The organism is Pseudomonas chlororaphis, from assembly GCF_001921865.1.
GTDB classification, from domain to species: domain Bacteria; phylum Pseudomonadota; class Gammaproteobacteria; order Pseudomonadales; family Pseudomonadaceae; genus Aquipseudomonas; species Aquipseudomonas chlororaphis_D.
Genome location: NZ_MSCT01000019.1, coordinates 150,320 through 166,328 on the forward strand (window position 1 = coordinate 150,320; position 16,009 = coordinate 166,328).

Consider the following 16,009-nt stretch of genomic DNA (forward strand, 5'->3'; position numbering starts at 1 on the left):
CATTAAGTCCTCAGCCCTTCATTCCAAAGGCAGCCATGCTCAAGTGTTCGGCAATCGGGCCCAGCGCCAGGGTCGGCAGAAAGGTCAGGCCGCCCACCAGCAAAATGGTCACGGTCAGCAGCGTGACGAACAGCGGACCATGGGTCGGGAAGCTGTTCTGGCCGATCGGCGCGGTCTTTTTCAACGCCAGGCTACCGGCCAGCGCCAGCACCGGCAGGATGTAGCCGAAACGACCGATCAGCATGCCCAGGCCCAGCATCAGGTTGTGGAACGGCGTGTTGGCACCGAATCCGGCAAAGGCCGAACCGTTGTTGGCGCTGGCCGAGGTGTAGGCGTACAGCAACTGGCTGAAACCATGGGCGCCAGGGTTGCTCACAGCAGCCACCGGCCCCGGCAGGCTGGCGGCGATGGCGCTCAGCACCAGCACGCCGACCGGCATCACCATCAGGGTCACCACCAGCAACTGCACTTCCTTGGCCTGGAGCTTCTTGCCCAGGTATTCCGGGGTACGCCCGATCATCAGGCCGGCGAGGAACACCGCGATCAGCACGTTCAGCAACATGCCGTAGAGACCCGCGCCGACGCCGCCGAAGATCACTTCGCCGACCATCATGTTGATCAGCGCGACCATGCCGCTCAGCGGATTGAGGCTGTCATGCATGCCGTTGACCGAGCCGTTGGAGGCCGCGGTGGTGGTCACCGACCAGAGCACGGTGGCGGTGGTGCCGAACCGCGCTTCCTTGCCTTCGAGCGGCGCGGTCTGCTCGACCGCGACGTTGTCCAGGGCCGGGTTGGGCTGGTACTCGGCCCACAGCGAGGTCGCGCCGCCGATCAGGAACAGCGCCAGCATGCAGGCGATGATCGCCCGGCTCTGGCGCAGGTCCTTGACGTAGTGGCCGAAGGTGAACACCAGGGCCACCGGAATCAGGATGATCGACGCCACTTCGAACAGGTTGCTCCAAGCCGTCGGGTTCTCGAACGGGTGCGCCGAATTGACGCCAAAGAAGCCGCCGCCGTTGGTGCCCAATTGCTTGATGGCGATCTGGCTGGCCGCCGGGCCCAGCGGAATCACCTGGTCGACGCCCTGCAGGGTCACGGCATGGACATAGTTGGCGAACGTCTGCGGCACGCCCTGCCAGACCAGGAACAACGCCAGCAGCAGGCACAGCGGCAGCAGGCCATAGAGCGTGGCGCGGGTCATGTCGACCCAGAAGTTGCCCAGGGTCTGCGCGGAACGCCGACCAATGCCGCGGCACAGGGCGACCAGAACGGCCAGCCCGGTGGCGGCGCTGACGAAGTTTTGCACGGTCAGGCCGGCCATCTGGCTCAGGTAGCTCAGCGAGGCCTCGCCGCTGTAGGCCTGCCAGTTGGTGTTGGTCATGAAGCTGACAGCGGTGTTGAACGCCAGCGTCCACTCCTGCCCCGGCAGGTTCTGCGGGTTGAGCGGCAAATGGTCCTGGAACAACAGAATGGCGAACAGCAGCAGAAAACCGGCCAGGTTGAACGCGAGCAAGGCCAGGGTGTACTTCTGCCAGCTCTGTTCGCTTTGCGCATCGACGCCCGAAAGCCGGTAGCAGGCACGCTCGACCGGCCCCAGCACTGGCGTCAGCCAGGTGCGCTGGCCCTCCATCACCTTGTAGTAGAACCGCCCCAGGAACGGCGCGGGCAGCAGCACCAAGGCAAAGAAGCCGAGGATCAGCCAATAGTCATAACTGTGCATAGCCGCTCCTAGTTCCGGTCCGCGCGCAACAGCGCAACCAGTAGATAGATGAACAGTCCCACTGCCAGCAGCAGGGACACCCCGTCCAGAACGCTCATGGAATCTCTCCGTGGTACGGCAATCGCCGCGTGTAGGAGCATTGTCCGCAGGGAAGCTGTAAAGGAACGAGATCGAGGGAGTGGGCGGTGCATAAAGAAAGCGTAAAGAATGGCTTTACGCGGGGTTTACGCGGAGGCGGCGAGCCTTGGCAGGGCTGCCCGGGCGGGCAGCACCGCCCCCTTGTGGCACGCTCGTGCACCATTGCGAGATCCCTTGCTCGCGAAATAATCGCAAACATTCCCGATACGACAGCTTTGGGTCCTTTACGACACCCCTTCCCTGGCTGGCATGAGCGCTGCACAACGCCTTCGAGCACTTCATTCCGTTCGGAGCCACGCATGAACACACAACTCAAACCAACGCTGGGCACGCTGCATTTATGGGGAATCGCGGTGGGGCTGGTGATCTCCGGGGAATACTTCGGCTGGAGTTACGGCTGGGGCGTCGCCGGCACCCTGGGCTTTCTGCTGACCTCGCTGATGGTCGCGGCGATGTACACCTGTTTCATCTTCAGCTTCACCGAACTGACGACCGCCATTCCTCATGCCGGCGGGCCCTTCGCCTATAGCCGCCGGGCGTTCGGTGAAAAAGGCGGGCTGATCGCCGGACTGGCGACCCTGATCGAATTCGTCTTCGCCCCACCGGCCATTGCCCTGGCGATCGGTGCCTATCTGAACGTGCAGTTCCCGGCCCTGGACCCGAAACACGCAGCCGTCGGCGCCTACCTGGTGTTCATGGGCCTGAACATCCTCGGGGTCAAGCTCGCCGCCACCTTCGAGCTGGTGGTCTGCGTATTGGCGGTGGCCGAACTGCTGGTGTTCATGGGCGTAGTCGCGCCGGCCTTCAGCTTCAGCCGCTTCGCCCTCAATGGCTGGGCAGGCTCGGACACCTTCGGCGCGCCGGCGATTGCCGGGATGTTCGCCGCCATTCCGTTCGCGATCTGGTTCTTCCTCGCCATCGAAGGCGCGGCCATGGCCGCCGAAGAAGCCAAGGACCCGAAGCGCACCATTCCCAAGGCCTATATCAGCGGCATCCTGACCCTGGTGTTGCTGGCCATGGGGGTGATGTTCTTCGCCGGCGGCGTGGGCGACTGGCGCACCCTGGCGAACATCAACGACCCGCTGCCCCAGGCGATGAAAGCCGTGGTCGGGGACAACTCCGGCTGGCTGCACATGTTGGTCTGGATCGGTCTGTTCGGCCTGGTCGCGAGCTTCCACGGCATCATCCTTGGCTACTCGCGGCAGTTCTTCGCCCTCGCTCGCGCCGGCTATCTGCCGGCCTCGCTGGCCAAGCTGTCGCGCTTCCAGACCCCGCACCGCGCCATCATCGCCGGCGGCCTGATCGGTATCGCGGCGATTTACAGCGATGGGCTGATCAACCTGGGTGGCATGACCCTGACCGCGGCAATGATCACCATGGCCGTATTCGGCGCCATCGTGATGTACATCATGAGCATGCTCAGCCTGTTCAAGCTGCGTAAGGCCGAACCGCTCCTGGAGCGCACCTTCCGCGCGCCCGGCTATCCGCTGGTGCCGGCCATCGCCCTGGTGCTGGCCGTGGTCTGCCTGGTGGCCATGGCTTGGTTCAATAGCCTGATCGGCCTGATCTTCCTCGGTTTCATGGCGGCCGGTTTCATCTACTTCCAGTTGACCGCACAGCTACGCGCCGCTGCGCCGGCGGACGCCATGCTGACCGGGCTGATGGGGGACGATGCCTCTGCCGCATAACCTTCGGCGGCGACAAGGAGCTGATACGAAAAAGCCTGCAGGGCCTACAATGGAACCACTGCCAAACGCTGTCACTCGAAGTGGTATGGCAACTGGCGGACGAACCCCTCGCCCGCCGGTATGCCCTCAAGGAGAGTCCTATGCCCTGGTATGCCTGGTTGATTCTGGTCGTTGCAATCGGCTCGATCATTGGCGGTTTGATGATGCTGCGCGATACCGCCAACAAGGTGGAACTGACCGACGAACAACGCAAACGCGTTGCCGAACGCAACGCGGAAGCAGACGCCAAGGACGCGCAAAACCGCTGAGCGGATCATCCGATTCAACAGCCCTGCCACTCATGAAGTGGCGGGGCTTTTTTAGGGGCTTGCGGCGTTACTTTTCCCACGCCGCCTTGGCAATATGCAGGCCGTGCTGACCCTTGTAGGCGGCGCGTTCAGGCTGGCTCCAGCCGTCGAGCAGCGCCGCGTCGAGCCGGTAGATTTCCACGCCCAGCGGCCGACAGACGCTGAGCGGGTCCTGAGCGTCCGGCCCCCACATGGGCAGCGACAGATCACCGCCCGGGCAGGTCGACAACGCACACAGCAGGTCGATTTCAGCAAAGAACTCCAGGTAGTCGCCCTTCTGCGCGGGGCAAGCCTTCATGAAATACATGTCGTCATGATTGAGCCCTGTGCACTGAAAGATGTTCAGCACGTCATGCACATCGAACTCGGTCAGGCCATGGGGCAGGACCGCGCGCGTCAGGTTGGAGTGGCAATGGTGATGAAAGTCTTCCCCCGTGAGCATCCTGTTCACATAAGGGTCGCAGCGCGTACCGAGCAGATCGTGCAAACGCCCACCGTGCTCATCGATGCCATAACCGGCCAGGCTGTCATCGGTGATGGTCACCAGCGGCCGTAGGAACGGCAGGTTCGACCACAAGCGATCGTGGGTACTGACGTGCGCGCCCTGCAACTGTCGGGTACGGGCCGCCCACAGCCGCTCCCGCGGATCGTTGGCGTTCCAGACATTGAAATCCCCCACCTGCGGGCCGGCCGGCGTGGTCACCCGAAACACATGCCCAGCCGGCACATGCCAGGCCCGTCCGGTGCGAATCGGTACCTCGAACTGCTCGATCAGCCTACGCCCATGCGGCGTATCGCGAACCCGTTCGTAAAAGGCCGTGTCCACCTGCAGGGCCGAGCCTTTGCTGACCTGATAAGCCGCGGGATAGTCTTTGTACATGGTTTGAACCCTCGATCAGTGGCAGGAAGAATGGTTGAGGATGTCGAGCAGCAGGCGCTCGGAGTCGTCCAGGTAAATGCCCAGGGTTTCGCCGGCGGCGCGCTTGTCGCCATCGGCGAGCAAATCGTGGATCTGCCGGTCCCGAGCCAGCCAGGGCGCCTGAAAACGCTGTTCGTCGGGGGCCGCGCAAAACACCAGGCGCATCTGCGCCACGACGTTAGTGAAGAACTCATCAAACAAGGGGCTGTGCATCAAACCGACGATGTGCTGATGAAACGCCAGGCTGTGGGTGCCCACCGCTCGCCAATCCTCGCGCTCGCGTGCCAGTTCGCTGGCCTCCAGGGCCTCGAGCATGCGATCGGACTGGTATTCGCGCAGCGGCTTGCTGGAGGCGACGGCCTGCAATTCCAGGGTACGTCGCACCTGAAACAGATCGCGTACGTCAGCGATCCCCAACCGGCGCACGGTCACGCCCTTATGGCGTGTATAGCGGGCCAGCCCTTCCTGCCCGAGACGATGCAGGGCCTCGCGAATGGTATTGCGCGAGGCGTTGTAGGCAGCCACCAGATCGTTTTCCACCAGGGCTATGCCCGGCAGCAGGCGACCGCCGATGATATCGGCGCGCAATTCAAGGGTGATCTGATCGGCCAGGGACAATGCGCTGCTCATGAATATCGCCTTGTGATTGTTGAACAATCCATTGATATCCAATAATCACTATTCATGCCAATCTTCGAGCCGAGGGCTGGACCACGGCTTTGCCAAGGCGTGAACGAGAGAAGGTTCAAAAGTCCAGCCACCCTCCCGCCACCTTGGTTAAAATGGTTTCCTCGTTGTGGAGACCTTCCCGATGCGTTATTCGCAAGACCATAAAGCCCAAACCCATCAACGCATCATCAAGGAAGCTGCCGAACGCTTTCGACGAGACGGCATCGGCGCGACAGGCCTGCAACCACTGATGAAAGCGCTGGGGCTGACCCATGGCGGCTTCTACTCGCACTTCAAATCCAAGGATGAGCTGGTCGAAAAAGCCTTGCAGGCCGCCGCCGCGGAACTCGATACCCACTGCGCCACGCTGTTTGCCCAGGAACAGCCACTGCACGCCTTTATCGACAGCTATCTGTCCGAATGGCATCAGACTTCCCCCGGCCAGGGTTGCCCCCTGCCCACCATGTCTTCGGAACTGGGCCTGCGCGGACAAGCCAGCCCCACCACCGACGCGGTGCTCAATGCCCGGCTGTCCCAGGTAGAGGCCAGCCTCGAAGGAGACAACGTCAGCGATCAGGGCCTGGTGATCATGTCGACCCTGGTCGGGGCCCTGATGCTGTCGCGCAGCGTCGAGGACCCGGACCTGGCCAAGCGGATACTGGAAGTCACCCGCGGGCATTTGAAAAAGCAGGATGAGCCACCAAGATAATCCCTGGCCCCATCCTGCGTCGGCATTGCTACTTGTAACGGGCGGCGGCGCTGCTTTTCGACAGATTCGGTCCAAGGGCAAAACGTGCAGCCACGAAGGCCTCCCAATCGGCCGCGTCGGGCAGCGAAGGGATAGTGATCAACTCCCCTTGATCGAAGCCAGCCAGCGCCGCGTCCACCATCTCAGTGGCCTCCATGACCATCTCGGGCGGAATCCCACGGGCATCGATGCCCGCGCGCTCCCAGATCTCGGTACGAGTCACCCCTGGCAATACGGCCTGCACCTGTACGCCTTTGCCGTTCAACTCTGCAGCGAGCGATTGGGTCAGGCTCAGGACATACGCCTTGGTCGCGCTGTAGGTCGCATTGAAGCGCTCGGGAATCAACGCCACCACCGAAGCGATGTTGATGATCGTCCCTCTTCCTTCCAGCGAAAAGCGGGCAGCCGCCGCAGCCGCCAGGCGAGTGAGCGCAACCACATTGAGCTGGATCATCGACTCCAACTGCTCGGTGTCGGCAACAGCCAGGCTGCCGTCCGCCGCGATGCCCGCGTTGTTCAGCAACAGGCTGATCTTCGAGTCGGCACGCAAACGCTGCTCGACCTTCAACACATCGGCCTTGAGTGTCAGGTCGGCCTTCAATACTTCAACCTGGACCTTGTACGCAGCCTGCAAACGGGCGGCGGCCACTTGTAGACGCTGCTCGTCTCGGGCAACCAGCAACAGATCGTAACCACGAGCAGCCAGACGCTCGGCGTAAACCGCACCGATACCGGATGAAGCACCGGTAACAAGTGCCAGGCCCTTGGGCGAAATCGAATTCATAACAACTCTCCAGAAAAGTGCTTGAGAAGTGGACGACAAGGAATCGGTACGCTGCTTGGGAAGCGATTTGATTATAGTCATAATTCAATAAAATATTACGATCATAATTTTATCGGCGCGATAGAAAATATCGAATGGCGCAACCTGCGCTAAGCGTGTTGGCGTGCCGCTAGCCAGAAAAAAAGGCCGGTCAAATGACCGGCCTTGTGGATGAATTGAAGCCTTAGTTGACCTTCAATTTTTCACGGTTGCTTTCCAGAATCGCCTTGCCGATTCCCTTGACCTCCAGCAGTTCGTCCACCGACGAGAAAGCTCCATTAGCTTCACGATATGCAACAATTGCCTTGGCTTTCACCTGACCGACTCCCGACAGTTCTCGCTGCAGAGTCGCGGCATCAGCGCTATTGAGGTCGACCATTGGCGTTTTCGGCGCAGCCACTACAGGCGCAGTCGAGTGCGCGTCCGCCAGCGCCGGCTTTGCCGCAGGAGCCGAGGGAGCCGCAACTACGCTGACGGAGACACTGGTCAGCAAGGCCAGAAGCAAAGAATGGAAATAACTTGCACGCATAAATGACACTCCATGACATCGTTGATTGAGAAGCAGCTTTTCCGAAGCTGCTCCTCAAACTTAGGCCATGGGGATGCACTGTCAAAAATGGATTATTTACAGATCATGTAATAGTCGAGCCTCTCAAGCTGCTCGCTGCTCCGACGCACCGGCGCGGTATTTCAGCGCCAGAATGAGCAGGGGCACATAGGCCACGATCACTCCCAGCGCCCCATCAAGCTTCTGCAACGCGACGCACAGACCGATGGGTAACAGCCAGAGCAGATTGATCATCGCAACGCCCAAGGTCACTGGAACATGGCTTCCCAGTTGGCGTGAAGCGAACTGATAACCGTGGCTGCGGTGAGCCTCGTAGATGCGCTCGCCACGGAAAAAACGCCGGAGCAGGGTAAAGGTCGCATCAACGATGAACACCCCAAGCAAAATGCACCACACCCAGAGAAAATCGGCGTTTTTCCAGGCGGCCTGCAGCGAAAGAATACCCAGCACAATGCCCAGGAATCCGCTGCCGATATCCCCCATGAAGATTTTCGCCGGCGGGAAGTTCCAATAAAGAAAACCCAATGCGCAGGTGGCGAGCAGCAAGGGCGGCCAGATCAGGTCGTCATATCCTGAGACCCAATAGATCAGACAGATGCCCAGGCAAGAGGTCACCGCCTCGACACTGGCGATCCCGTCGATACCATCCATGAAATTGTAGAGATTCAACATCCAGACCAGATAGATCACGGCCAGCCCATGCCCTATCCAGCCAAGGTCCAGGATCGTCCCGAACACCTCGAGCGGCGGCAAGCCTCCCAGCCAGAACAGGGCCCAGAGGCTGCCGGCAAAATGTCCCAGCAAGCGCCAGCGGGCCGCGATGGGCCGGTGATCATCGATGAACCCAAGCAAGGCGATGCCGGCGCCGGCGCCTGACAGGCTCCAGACCAGGCTGGAGCTGATGACTCCAAGCGTTCCGGCCAGAGGCAAGGCAATAAGGAAAGTCAGGACGATCCCTACTCCGCCACTGCGCGGCGTAGGAATGGAATGGGAACTACGAGCGTTTGGAATCTCCATCAGCCTGTGGGTCAGCGCATAACGAAGAAAAGCTCCAGTCACCCCCAGCGAGAGAACGGCAATGATCGGTAGCGACCACAGCAACCCCATCCAGGGAAACCAAAGGTCAGACGATGCTTGAGAGTTCAAGGTGTCGACTCCAACGGCATGTCGTGGCAGCGAAGTCTGGAACCATCACGCGGTCCCGGCTGACCACTTCATTGTGTTTTTATTTTTGTAGTTGCAGAGCAGAACATTTACAAATGCATCAGAACGCTGGCCATCCAACAGCGTTCGTTCTGCGGTAACGCCCCTCGGTACCAGGCAGCAGTCCTGGAACTCCGAGGGGTCTATCTCGTACAACTTAGGGCTCGAGCCGACGCTGCTGATAAATCCAGTCGACGATCTCGCTGTCCGGAGTGTAGCCACTCACGGTGTCACGCAACAGTTGTCGGACCCTCGAATAATCGTCCTGGTCGACAGCCAGCAGTAATTCGCCCAACCTGGCCTTCAGTACTTCCCACGGCAGATAGTCTTCGTTGGCACTCATGATCATCGGGTGCTGGGTCGCCACGACATTGTCACCGATCAACAGTTCTTCGTAGAGCTTTTCGCCCGGACGCAGCCCGGTGAATTCAACAGCGATATCGCCATGGGGGTTCTTTTCGGAGCGCAGGCTCAACCCGGACAGGTGAACCATCTTCTCGGCCAGTTCGACGATCCGCACCGGTTCGCCCATATCCAGCACAAACACATCGCCGCCCTGCCCCATGGAACCTGCCTGAATCACCAGTTGAGCGGCCTCCGGGATGGTCATGAAATAACGCGTGATGCGCGGGTGGGTGACCGTCAGTGGCCCGCCCGACTTAATCTGCTTGTGAAACAACGGAATGACTGAACCTGAAGAGCCCAGCACATTGCCGAAACGCACCATGGTAAAGCGGGTTTTATTCACCCGGGAAACATTGGCATGCTCCCCGAACAAAACCGGCGCCACTTCACGGCTCAGGGCCTGCAGGGTCATCTCAGCCAGGCGCTTGGTACTGCCCATGACATTCGTCGGGCGTACTGCCTTATCCGTTGAAATCAACACGAAGTTCGCGACATTCGCCCGAAGAGCGGCCTGTGCCGTACTCAATGTGCCTATCACATTGTTCATCAGGCCTTCAGCGATATTGTGCTCGACCATGGGGACATGCTTGTAGGCTGCGGCGTGATACACCGTATCCACGTGCCAGGTTTGCATGATGTCGAGCAATTTTTCCTGATTGCGCACGGAACCAAGGATCGGCAACAGCTTCACCGACAGCGACTCACGCACGATGCGCTGCTCGAGTTCCTGCAGGATGCTGTAGAGATTGAACTCACTGTGCTCATAGAGCAGCATCGTGGTCGGGCGCAACGCAAGGATCTGCCGACACAGTTCCGAGCCGATCGAACCACCCGCTCCCGTGATCAGGACCGATTGTTCCTTGATGCAATGCTCGAGCAGTTCTTCCTGAGGAGGGACCGAATCGCGCCCCAGCAGGTCGGCGATATCGACCTCCTGAATATCATCGACCTTGACCCGCCCGCTCGCCAGATCCATGAAGCCCGGCACACTTTGCACATGCAGGCCGAAACCTTCGAGGAAACTCAGGATCTCTCGGCGCCTGGTCCGGTTCGCAGAGGGAATGGCCAGCAGGATTTGTTGCGCGCCGGTCGCATCGAGCATTTGCTGAATATGCTTGGGCTTATAGACATGCAGTCCGGAAATCACTCGCTCGGCAATATTGCTGTCGTCGTCGATGAACGCCACCGGACGCATCAGGCGGCCCATCCGCAAAGCCGCGACCAACTGGTTGCCGGCCGCCCCAGCACCGTAAATGGCTACCTTCGGCAGGCCATCATCCCGACTGGTGAAGGGAACATGTTGCGCCGCCGTGAACCAGTCGCCCAGAAAATATTGACGCATCGCCAGGCGCAAGCCGCCAATCATCACCAGGCTCAACCACCAGTAATTAAAAATGATCGACCTGGGGACCAGCGGCTGACGGCTGCTGCTCCAATACACAATCAGAGCAAGTATCAACGCCGACAGACTGACGGCCTTGATGATGGTTATCAGCGCATCGTTGCCGAAATAACGCATGACCGCACGGTACATGCCAAAACGGATGAACAACGGAATGGCGACAACAGTGGCACTCAAAAATAACCAGAGGTAATCGGCAAAGGGATTGACCAGATCATCAACGCCTAAACGAACGACAAAGGCCATCCAGAGAGCAAACCAAACAAGAACAACGTCAGTCACTACCTGAAAGGCGCGCTTCTGCCGACGCGTTAATCCCAGTAAAAAGGCTCTCAACTTATCCATAACACCTTGAACACCTCTATTACTCCTGAAATATATCTGGTGCCACGCTGGGTGATCCCGAGAAGTTCCATTTTATGACAACACACCAGCCCGCTTTTACCGTCCGGCAAACAAATCTTTTGTGCAGGGGCGAAAACGCGCCTCTGCACAAATCTGCGCTGATTGTCAGCGCACGGCCAGTTGCATGACCTCTTTGAGCACCGAGCACGTTTTCTCGATTTCAGCAGCCTTCAGCGTAGGGTGTACCAGGAACATCAGGCTGGTTTCGCCCAGCTCCCGAGCGATCGGCAAGCGGGTTGCGGGGCGCCACTCAGTGTTATCAAAGGCCTTTTCCAGATAGACCTCGGAACAGGAGCCGGAATAGACCGGGACTTGCCGCGCCGTAATCTCCGCGAGGATACGATCCCTGTCCCAGCCGTCCTTGAGTTGTTGAGGCTCGACGAAGACGTAGCACTTATAGGCCGCGTGCACGCTGCCTTCAGGTATGGCCGGTGTGCGCAGGCCATTGAGCTGGCGAGCGCACTCCCAGATCTGCTGCGAATTCGCCAGACGGCTGGCCTGCCAATCAGCCATGCGCTTGAGCTGAATCCGGCCAATCACAGCCTGGACTTCCAGCATTCTCCAGTTGGTGCCGAAGCTTTCGTGCACCCAGCGAAATCCCGGAGGATGCTCACGCTCATAAACAGCTTCCCAGCTTTTGCCGTGATCCTTGAAGGCCCACATATCCGCCCACAACTGACGATCATTGGTGGTGACCATGCCGCCCTCGCCACCCGTGGTCATGATTTTGTCCTGACAGAAAGACCAGGCGCCGACATGACCGATCGAGCCGACCGGACGCCCCTTGTACCAGGCGCCATGGGCCTGGGCACAGTCTTCGATCACCTTGAAATCGAATTCCTGCGCCAGGGCCATGATCGGGTCCATATCGCATGGCCAGCCGGCCAGGTGCACGCAAATGACCGCACGAGTGCGTGGAGTCATCACCGCGCGAATGGTCTGCGCAGTGAAGTTCTGCGAGTCGCGATCCACATCGGCGAAAACCGGAACCGCTCCGGCATTGACGATACTCGACACCGACGCCAGGAACGTACGCGAGGTAACGATGACTTCATCACCCGCGCCAATCCCCAGGGCCTTAAGGGCCAGGTCCAGGGCGACCGTGCCGTTGGCTAGCGCAATGGCGTATTGAGTGCCCGCCCATGCCGCGAATTCCTTTTCGAACTCACGTCCTTGGGTGCCGGTCCAGTAATTGACTTTATTGGACAGGATCACATCACGTACAGCATCAGCCTCTTCGTCGGAGAAAGAAGGCCAGGGAGAAAAAGGTGAATTCAACACAACCAATACCTGTCAGTTTTCATTCGAAATATGGAGAGCTCTCACTGAGCTCCTGCTGTCTACAAAAAGCCTGGGCATCGCATCAGCATTCACGAGCGCCGCAGCAAACACAACCGACCCTTTACCGGGGTAAATGCCGAAGACTTACAGTGCCGCCAACCGGTTCAGCGCCTGGTCCCAGTAAACTTGGCGGCAGTCACTTCACCTTCCGCACTGATACCGTCACGAATAACGACCTTTTTGACCGTCAGGAAGATGACCTTCAAGTCAAGCCACAAAGACTGGTTATCCACATACCAGACATCCAGCTTGAACTTTTCTTCCCACTCCAAGGCATTACGACCATTGATCTGGGCCCAGCCGGTCACCCCAGGGCGCAGCTCATGACGACGATACTGTTCGCTATCGTAGAGTGGCAAATATTCCATCAGCAGAGGTCGCGGTCCTACCAGGCTCATGTCCCCTTTCAATACATTCCACAACTCAGGCAATTCATCCAGGCTGCTCGAACGTAAAAAACTGCCAAACGGTGTCATGCGCTCCGAATCCGGCAACGGGTTGCCCATGGTGTCATGGGCATCACGCATCGTACGGAACTTGACCATCTCGAAGGGCTTGCCATCCTTACCCGGACGAACCTGACGAAACAATACCGGTGAACCGAGTTTCTTGCGGATCTGCCAGGCAACCACCGCCATGACTGGTGCCAGTAACAACAGGCCCAGTGCCGAAGCGAACAGATCGAACCCACGCTTAATCATCGAGCCACACCCTCCAGCCAATCAACAAATTGGTCCGCCAGCTGACGTCGGTCAAACTCTCTGACCGCCAGCTCTCGACCTCTCACCCCCTTGGCCTTCAACGCCTCACGGGAGTCGGCGGCCTGGATCAGAGCATCGGCGAACAACGAAGGGTTTTCCGGCGGGACGACAAAACCGCAGTCTTCCTTGGCAATCATTTCAGCCAGCCAGCCCGGATAGTTGTTTAGCACGGGTAGCGCCGAGGCAATGTAGTCAAAAAACTTGTTGGGCGAAGTGCCGTAATAAAAAGCCGGAACATTGGCAAGCAACTGCAGACCAAGATCCGCACTGGCCATCAGGCCGGACAACTTGGCCTTGTTCACCGGGTCGTGAAAGATCACATTGTCCAACCCTTCCCGCACTGCCCGCTGCTGCAGCGCCGGCTTCAACTTGCCCTGTCCGATCAGCACCAAACGGATATCGTCGCGTTGACGAAGCTTTAGTTCCTTCGCCGCGTCCAGTACCGAGTCCAGTTTATTGGCAACACCGTGAGTACCGGCAAAGACCGCCATCAGTTGGTCTTTTTCCACACCGACAGGCCGCCATGGTTCAGTGGGCGCACTGAAAATTTCAAGGTCGCAACCATTGGGGATCATGCTGATTCGCTCCCGTGCGACACCACGATGGGCGATACCGTCGACAATCCCCGGGGAAAGCCCGATGACCCGATGCGCAGAACGGTAGCTCGCCCATTCGAGCAGAGACAGGGCAGAAAGAACCAGCGGGTTGCGAATGACGCCCATTGCTTTGGGCAGTTCGGGCCAGAGATCACGAACCTCGAATACGAACGGTTTATTGCGCAACCAACGGGCAAAGATGCCGGGAATCCCTGCGGTCAGTGGTGTAGTGGTGGCAAAGACCAGATCGTAACGCTCGGTCAATGCAAGGCCGATACTGCGAAACGCAAACTTCAGAAAACTAAGGGCTCGAGTGAACAGGCCGTCACTGTTGGAGTACGCCAGATCGAATTCAATGATTTCGATTCCATCGACAATGCCTTTGCGTTTCCCGCCTACAAAAGGTCCTTCAAGTCCGGTCTGGCCGCCACCGTAGCTACCGCAGACCATGGAAACCTGATGCCCGCGAGCAATCAGGCGACGGGCCATTTCGTAGGACCGGATACCGACAGCTCCTTTCGGAGTAGAAAAATGCTGATGAAAATAAAGAATTTTCATGTTTACCAGTGATACTCCGTAATCAAAACGCCCGCCGAATCCACTTCCACTTCAAGCACCGGTACCTCAGTCTTCTGTAAGTAATAACGAGACTCCCAGCCTTGAACCAGCTCCTGCCGAACAATCGGCATGCTTCCCATTACCACGATCCGGTGCGAACCATTGCTCAGCACACCATCCGACATCTGCCAATCGCCTGGTTGCAAACGCCAACGTAGAACCGCGCCGCGTTTGAATCCACCGATCTCGTCCCGGACCTGCAACCCGTTATCGCTGAGGGACACCTGGCGTGCGTGAACGACACCCGTGCTATCGCCGTAGGTGGCGCCGCAGGTTGTGCCCTCGAGGGTTTCGCTCAAGCCATCAACCTTACGCGTACGCAGCCAGTCGCCAAACAGAAAACGGCTGAGCCGTGGCATCTGGTCACGTCCATCGAATTGCAGGGTGTTATGGCTGGCGGTACCCGGGAAATAACTCAACCATTGAGCCGAGGTGTTATAGCTGTAGCTTCCCGCGTCCCGTAGCAGATTGAGCCCCGAGCGCCAGAGGTCCACGTGCAGGGCATCGGCCTGGCTGGGACGAAACCGAAAACGTGGATAACGCAGCACGGCGAAAGCGGCCTTGCGTCGCAGCAATGCATAGCCACCCTGATCGAACAGCTGGCTGCTCGGGCGTTCGGCAACAGCCGATGGCATCGCCAATTGCAGCCATTGCACAGGCAAATCCCACGCGCCAGGCGCCGTATAAGCCCTTTTTCCGCAGAACAGCGCCATAGCCAACTGAACGGCTGGCCTGAAGTCGCGGTAGTCCGTATCCGTCAGCGGCAGCAGGCGCGCACCATCATTGGCACCGATATTCGGCGCATCTCCAGTGCCCTCGTCAACCATGGAGAACAGCCAATTGGCAGCAGCCCGGGCCCTGGATTGAAACGTTGCAGAGAAGGCTTCAAGCCCCGCCTTGATACGCCAGACTTCAACCATGGAAAACGTGTCGAGCATGACCCGATGATAATTGACCGAGTACTGGCTGAAACTGCCATCCGACTCGATCAGTCGAGCGGCACGGTTCTCCAGCCATTTACGCCCCAGTCGCTGCCAACGCTGGCCTTCCGGATGATTGCACAGCGCCAGCCAGCTACCGCCGACGAACAAGGCCGCGGCTTCCGAGGTGCCGTGATTGTTATCCTGAGCCATCGCATAACTCAGTGTTGGCTCAATGCGTTTGAGGTGCGCCCGGACAAGATCCATCAACCCGGGCAAAGGCGTCGCCGACTGCTCAAGAATGATTGCAGTCATCGCCAGATGCAGAACACGAATGGAGGACTCTTGACCGCACTTCCAATTCGGACCGCAATAAGGAGGGTTATTCTTGCACCAGTCCGTCAGCCACAGATTCAGCCGCTCCATCTGCGAGGCATCGTCTGAACAGGCCCGCTGGGCGAATGCCAGCGCCCAGTCCAGGCGCGACGCTTCCCAGATGTTCTTGATGTCGCCAACAGCAGGGTCAAAGTCAGGGATGCGCCACCACTCCCTTTCGGGCTCAGGAACCCGAACCCCACTGAGCGGGTTCAGGTGCCAGTCAGGTGCCTTGTCCGAAACAGGAATCTCCCAGCATCCGTAATAGCGGGCCTGGGTATCCCATTGGGTACTGACGGGCAATGAGTTGGCACGCCTGGCACTGGGCGCAAAAAAGGGCCCCTGTGGCATGTCGGCGCAAAG

Annotated in this window: 15 protein-coding genes; 3 read left to right on the forward strand and 12 right to left on the reverse strand. The window is 59.0% G+C overall.

Features of this window, described 5'->3' with window-relative positions:
• Positions 1-10: 10 nt before the first annotated feature.
• Both kdpA and kdpF read right to left on the reverse strand, forming a co-directional pair.
• Positions 11-1,720, reverse strand: coding sequence for a potassium-transporting ATPase subunit KdpA (kdpA, locus tag BTN82_RS20825; RefSeq protein ID WP_075120992.1), 1,710 nt, complete (start codon positions 1,718-1,720; stop codon positions 11-13).
• Between the two features lie 8 nt (positions 1,721-1,728).
• Positions 1,729-1,818 carry a K(+)-transporting ATPase subunit F gene (gene kdpF, locus BTN82_RS20830; protein ID WP_007899818.1) on the reverse strand — a complete coding sequence of 30 codons (90 nt, stop codon included), beginning with the start codon at positions 1,816-1,818 and terminating at the stop codon, positions 1,729-1,731.
• Positions 1,819-2,157: 339 nt separating this feature from the next.
• Here kdpF and eat point away from each other — a divergent pair, with 339 nt between their 5' ends.
• Positions 2,158-3,546, forward strand: a complete 1,389-nt coding sequence (eat, locus tag BTN82_RS20835) for an ethanolamine permease (RefSeq protein ID WP_075120993.1) — start codon at positions 2,158-2,160, stop codon at positions 3,544-3,546.
• A gap of 140 nt (positions 3,547-3,686) precedes the next feature.
• Positions 3,687-3,854, forward strand: coding sequence for a DUF2897 family protein (locus BTN82_RS20840; RefSeq protein WP_075120994.1), 168 nt, complete (start codon positions 3,687-3,689; stop codon positions 3,852-3,854).
• Positions 3,855-3,921: 67 nt separating this feature from the next.
• Here BTN82_RS20840 and BTN82_RS20845 read toward each other — a convergent pair whose 3' ends face one another.
• On the reverse strand, positions 3,922-4,773 hold the full coding sequence (locus tag BTN82_RS20845) for an urea carboxylase-associated family protein (RefSeq protein WP_075120995.1): 852 nt from the start codon (positions 4,771-4,773) through the stop codon (positions 3,922-3,924).
• Positions 4,774-4,788: 15 nt separating this feature from the next.
• Positions 4,789-5,442, reverse strand: coding sequence for a GntR family transcriptional regulator (locus BTN82_RS20850; protein ID WP_075121367.1), 654 nt, complete (start codon positions 5,440-5,442; stop codon positions 4,789-4,791).
• Positions 5,443-5,623: 181 nt separating this feature from the next.
• Between BTN82_RS20850 and BTN82_RS20855 the strand changes: the two genes are divergently transcribed.
• Positions 5,624-6,190, forward strand: coding sequence for a TetR/AcrR family transcriptional regulator (locus tag BTN82_RS20855; protein WP_075120996.1), 567 nt, complete (start codon positions 5,624-5,626; stop codon positions 6,188-6,190).
• Positions 6,191-6,218: 28 nt separating this feature from the next.
• On the opposite strand, the gene BTN82_RS20860 is transcribed toward BTN82_RS20855, so the two are convergent.
• The 8 genes from BTN82_RS20860 to BTN82_RS20895 form a co-directional block, all read right to left on the reverse strand.
• Complete coding sequence (locus tag BTN82_RS20860; protein ID WP_075120997.1) at positions 6,219-7,013, reverse strand: SDR family NAD(P)-dependent oxidoreductase; 795 nt, start codon at positions 7,011-7,013, stop codon at positions 6,219-6,221.
• Positions 7,014-7,236: 223 nt separating this feature from the next.
• Complete coding sequence (locus BTN82_RS20865) at positions 7,237-7,581, reverse strand: ComEA family DNA-binding protein (RefSeq protein ID WP_075120998.1); 345 nt, start codon at positions 7,579-7,581, stop codon at positions 7,237-7,239.
• A gap of 123 nt (positions 7,582-7,704) precedes the next feature.
• Complete coding sequence (locus BTN82_RS20870) at positions 7,705-8,727, reverse strand: MraY family glycosyltransferase (protein WP_075120999.1); 1,023 nt, start codon at positions 8,725-8,727, stop codon at positions 7,705-7,707.
• A 253-nt stretch (positions 8,728-8,980) separates the two neighbouring features.
• Positions 8,981-10,975: a polysaccharide biosynthesis protein gene (locus BTN82_RS20875; protein ID WP_075121000.1), complete on the reverse strand. Its 1,995-nt coding sequence runs from the start codon at positions 10,973-10,975 to the stop codon at positions 8,981-8,983.
• A gap of 165 nt (positions 10,976-11,140) precedes the next feature.
• Positions 11,141-12,316 carry a DegT/DnrJ/EryC1/StrS family aminotransferase gene (locus tag BTN82_RS20880; protein ID WP_075121368.1) on the reverse strand — a complete coding sequence of 392 codons (1,176 nt, stop codon included), beginning with the start codon at positions 12,314-12,316 and terminating at the stop codon, positions 11,141-11,143.
• A gap of 164 nt (positions 12,317-12,480) precedes the next feature.
• Positions 12,481-13,077 (reverse strand): sugar transferase, encoded by a 597-nt coding sequence (locus BTN82_RS20885; RefSeq protein WP_075121001.1) that lies wholly within the window; start codon positions 13,075-13,077, stop codon positions 12,481-12,483.
• Positions 13,074-14,291 (reverse strand): glycosyltransferase family 4 protein, encoded by a 1,218-nt coding sequence (locus BTN82_RS20890; RefSeq protein WP_075121002.1) that lies wholly within the window; start codon positions 14,289-14,291, stop codon positions 13,074-13,076. Before BTN82_RS20890 ends, BTN82_RS20885 begins: the two co-directional genes overlap by 4 nt.
• Positions 14,292-14,293: 2 nt before the next feature.
• Positions 14,294-15,949, reverse strand: coding sequence for a heparinase II/III family protein (locus BTN82_RS20895; protein ID WP_261793006.1), 1,656 nt, complete (start codon positions 15,947-15,949; stop codon positions 14,294-14,296).
• Between the last annotated feature and the right edge of the window lie 60 nt (positions 15,950-16,009).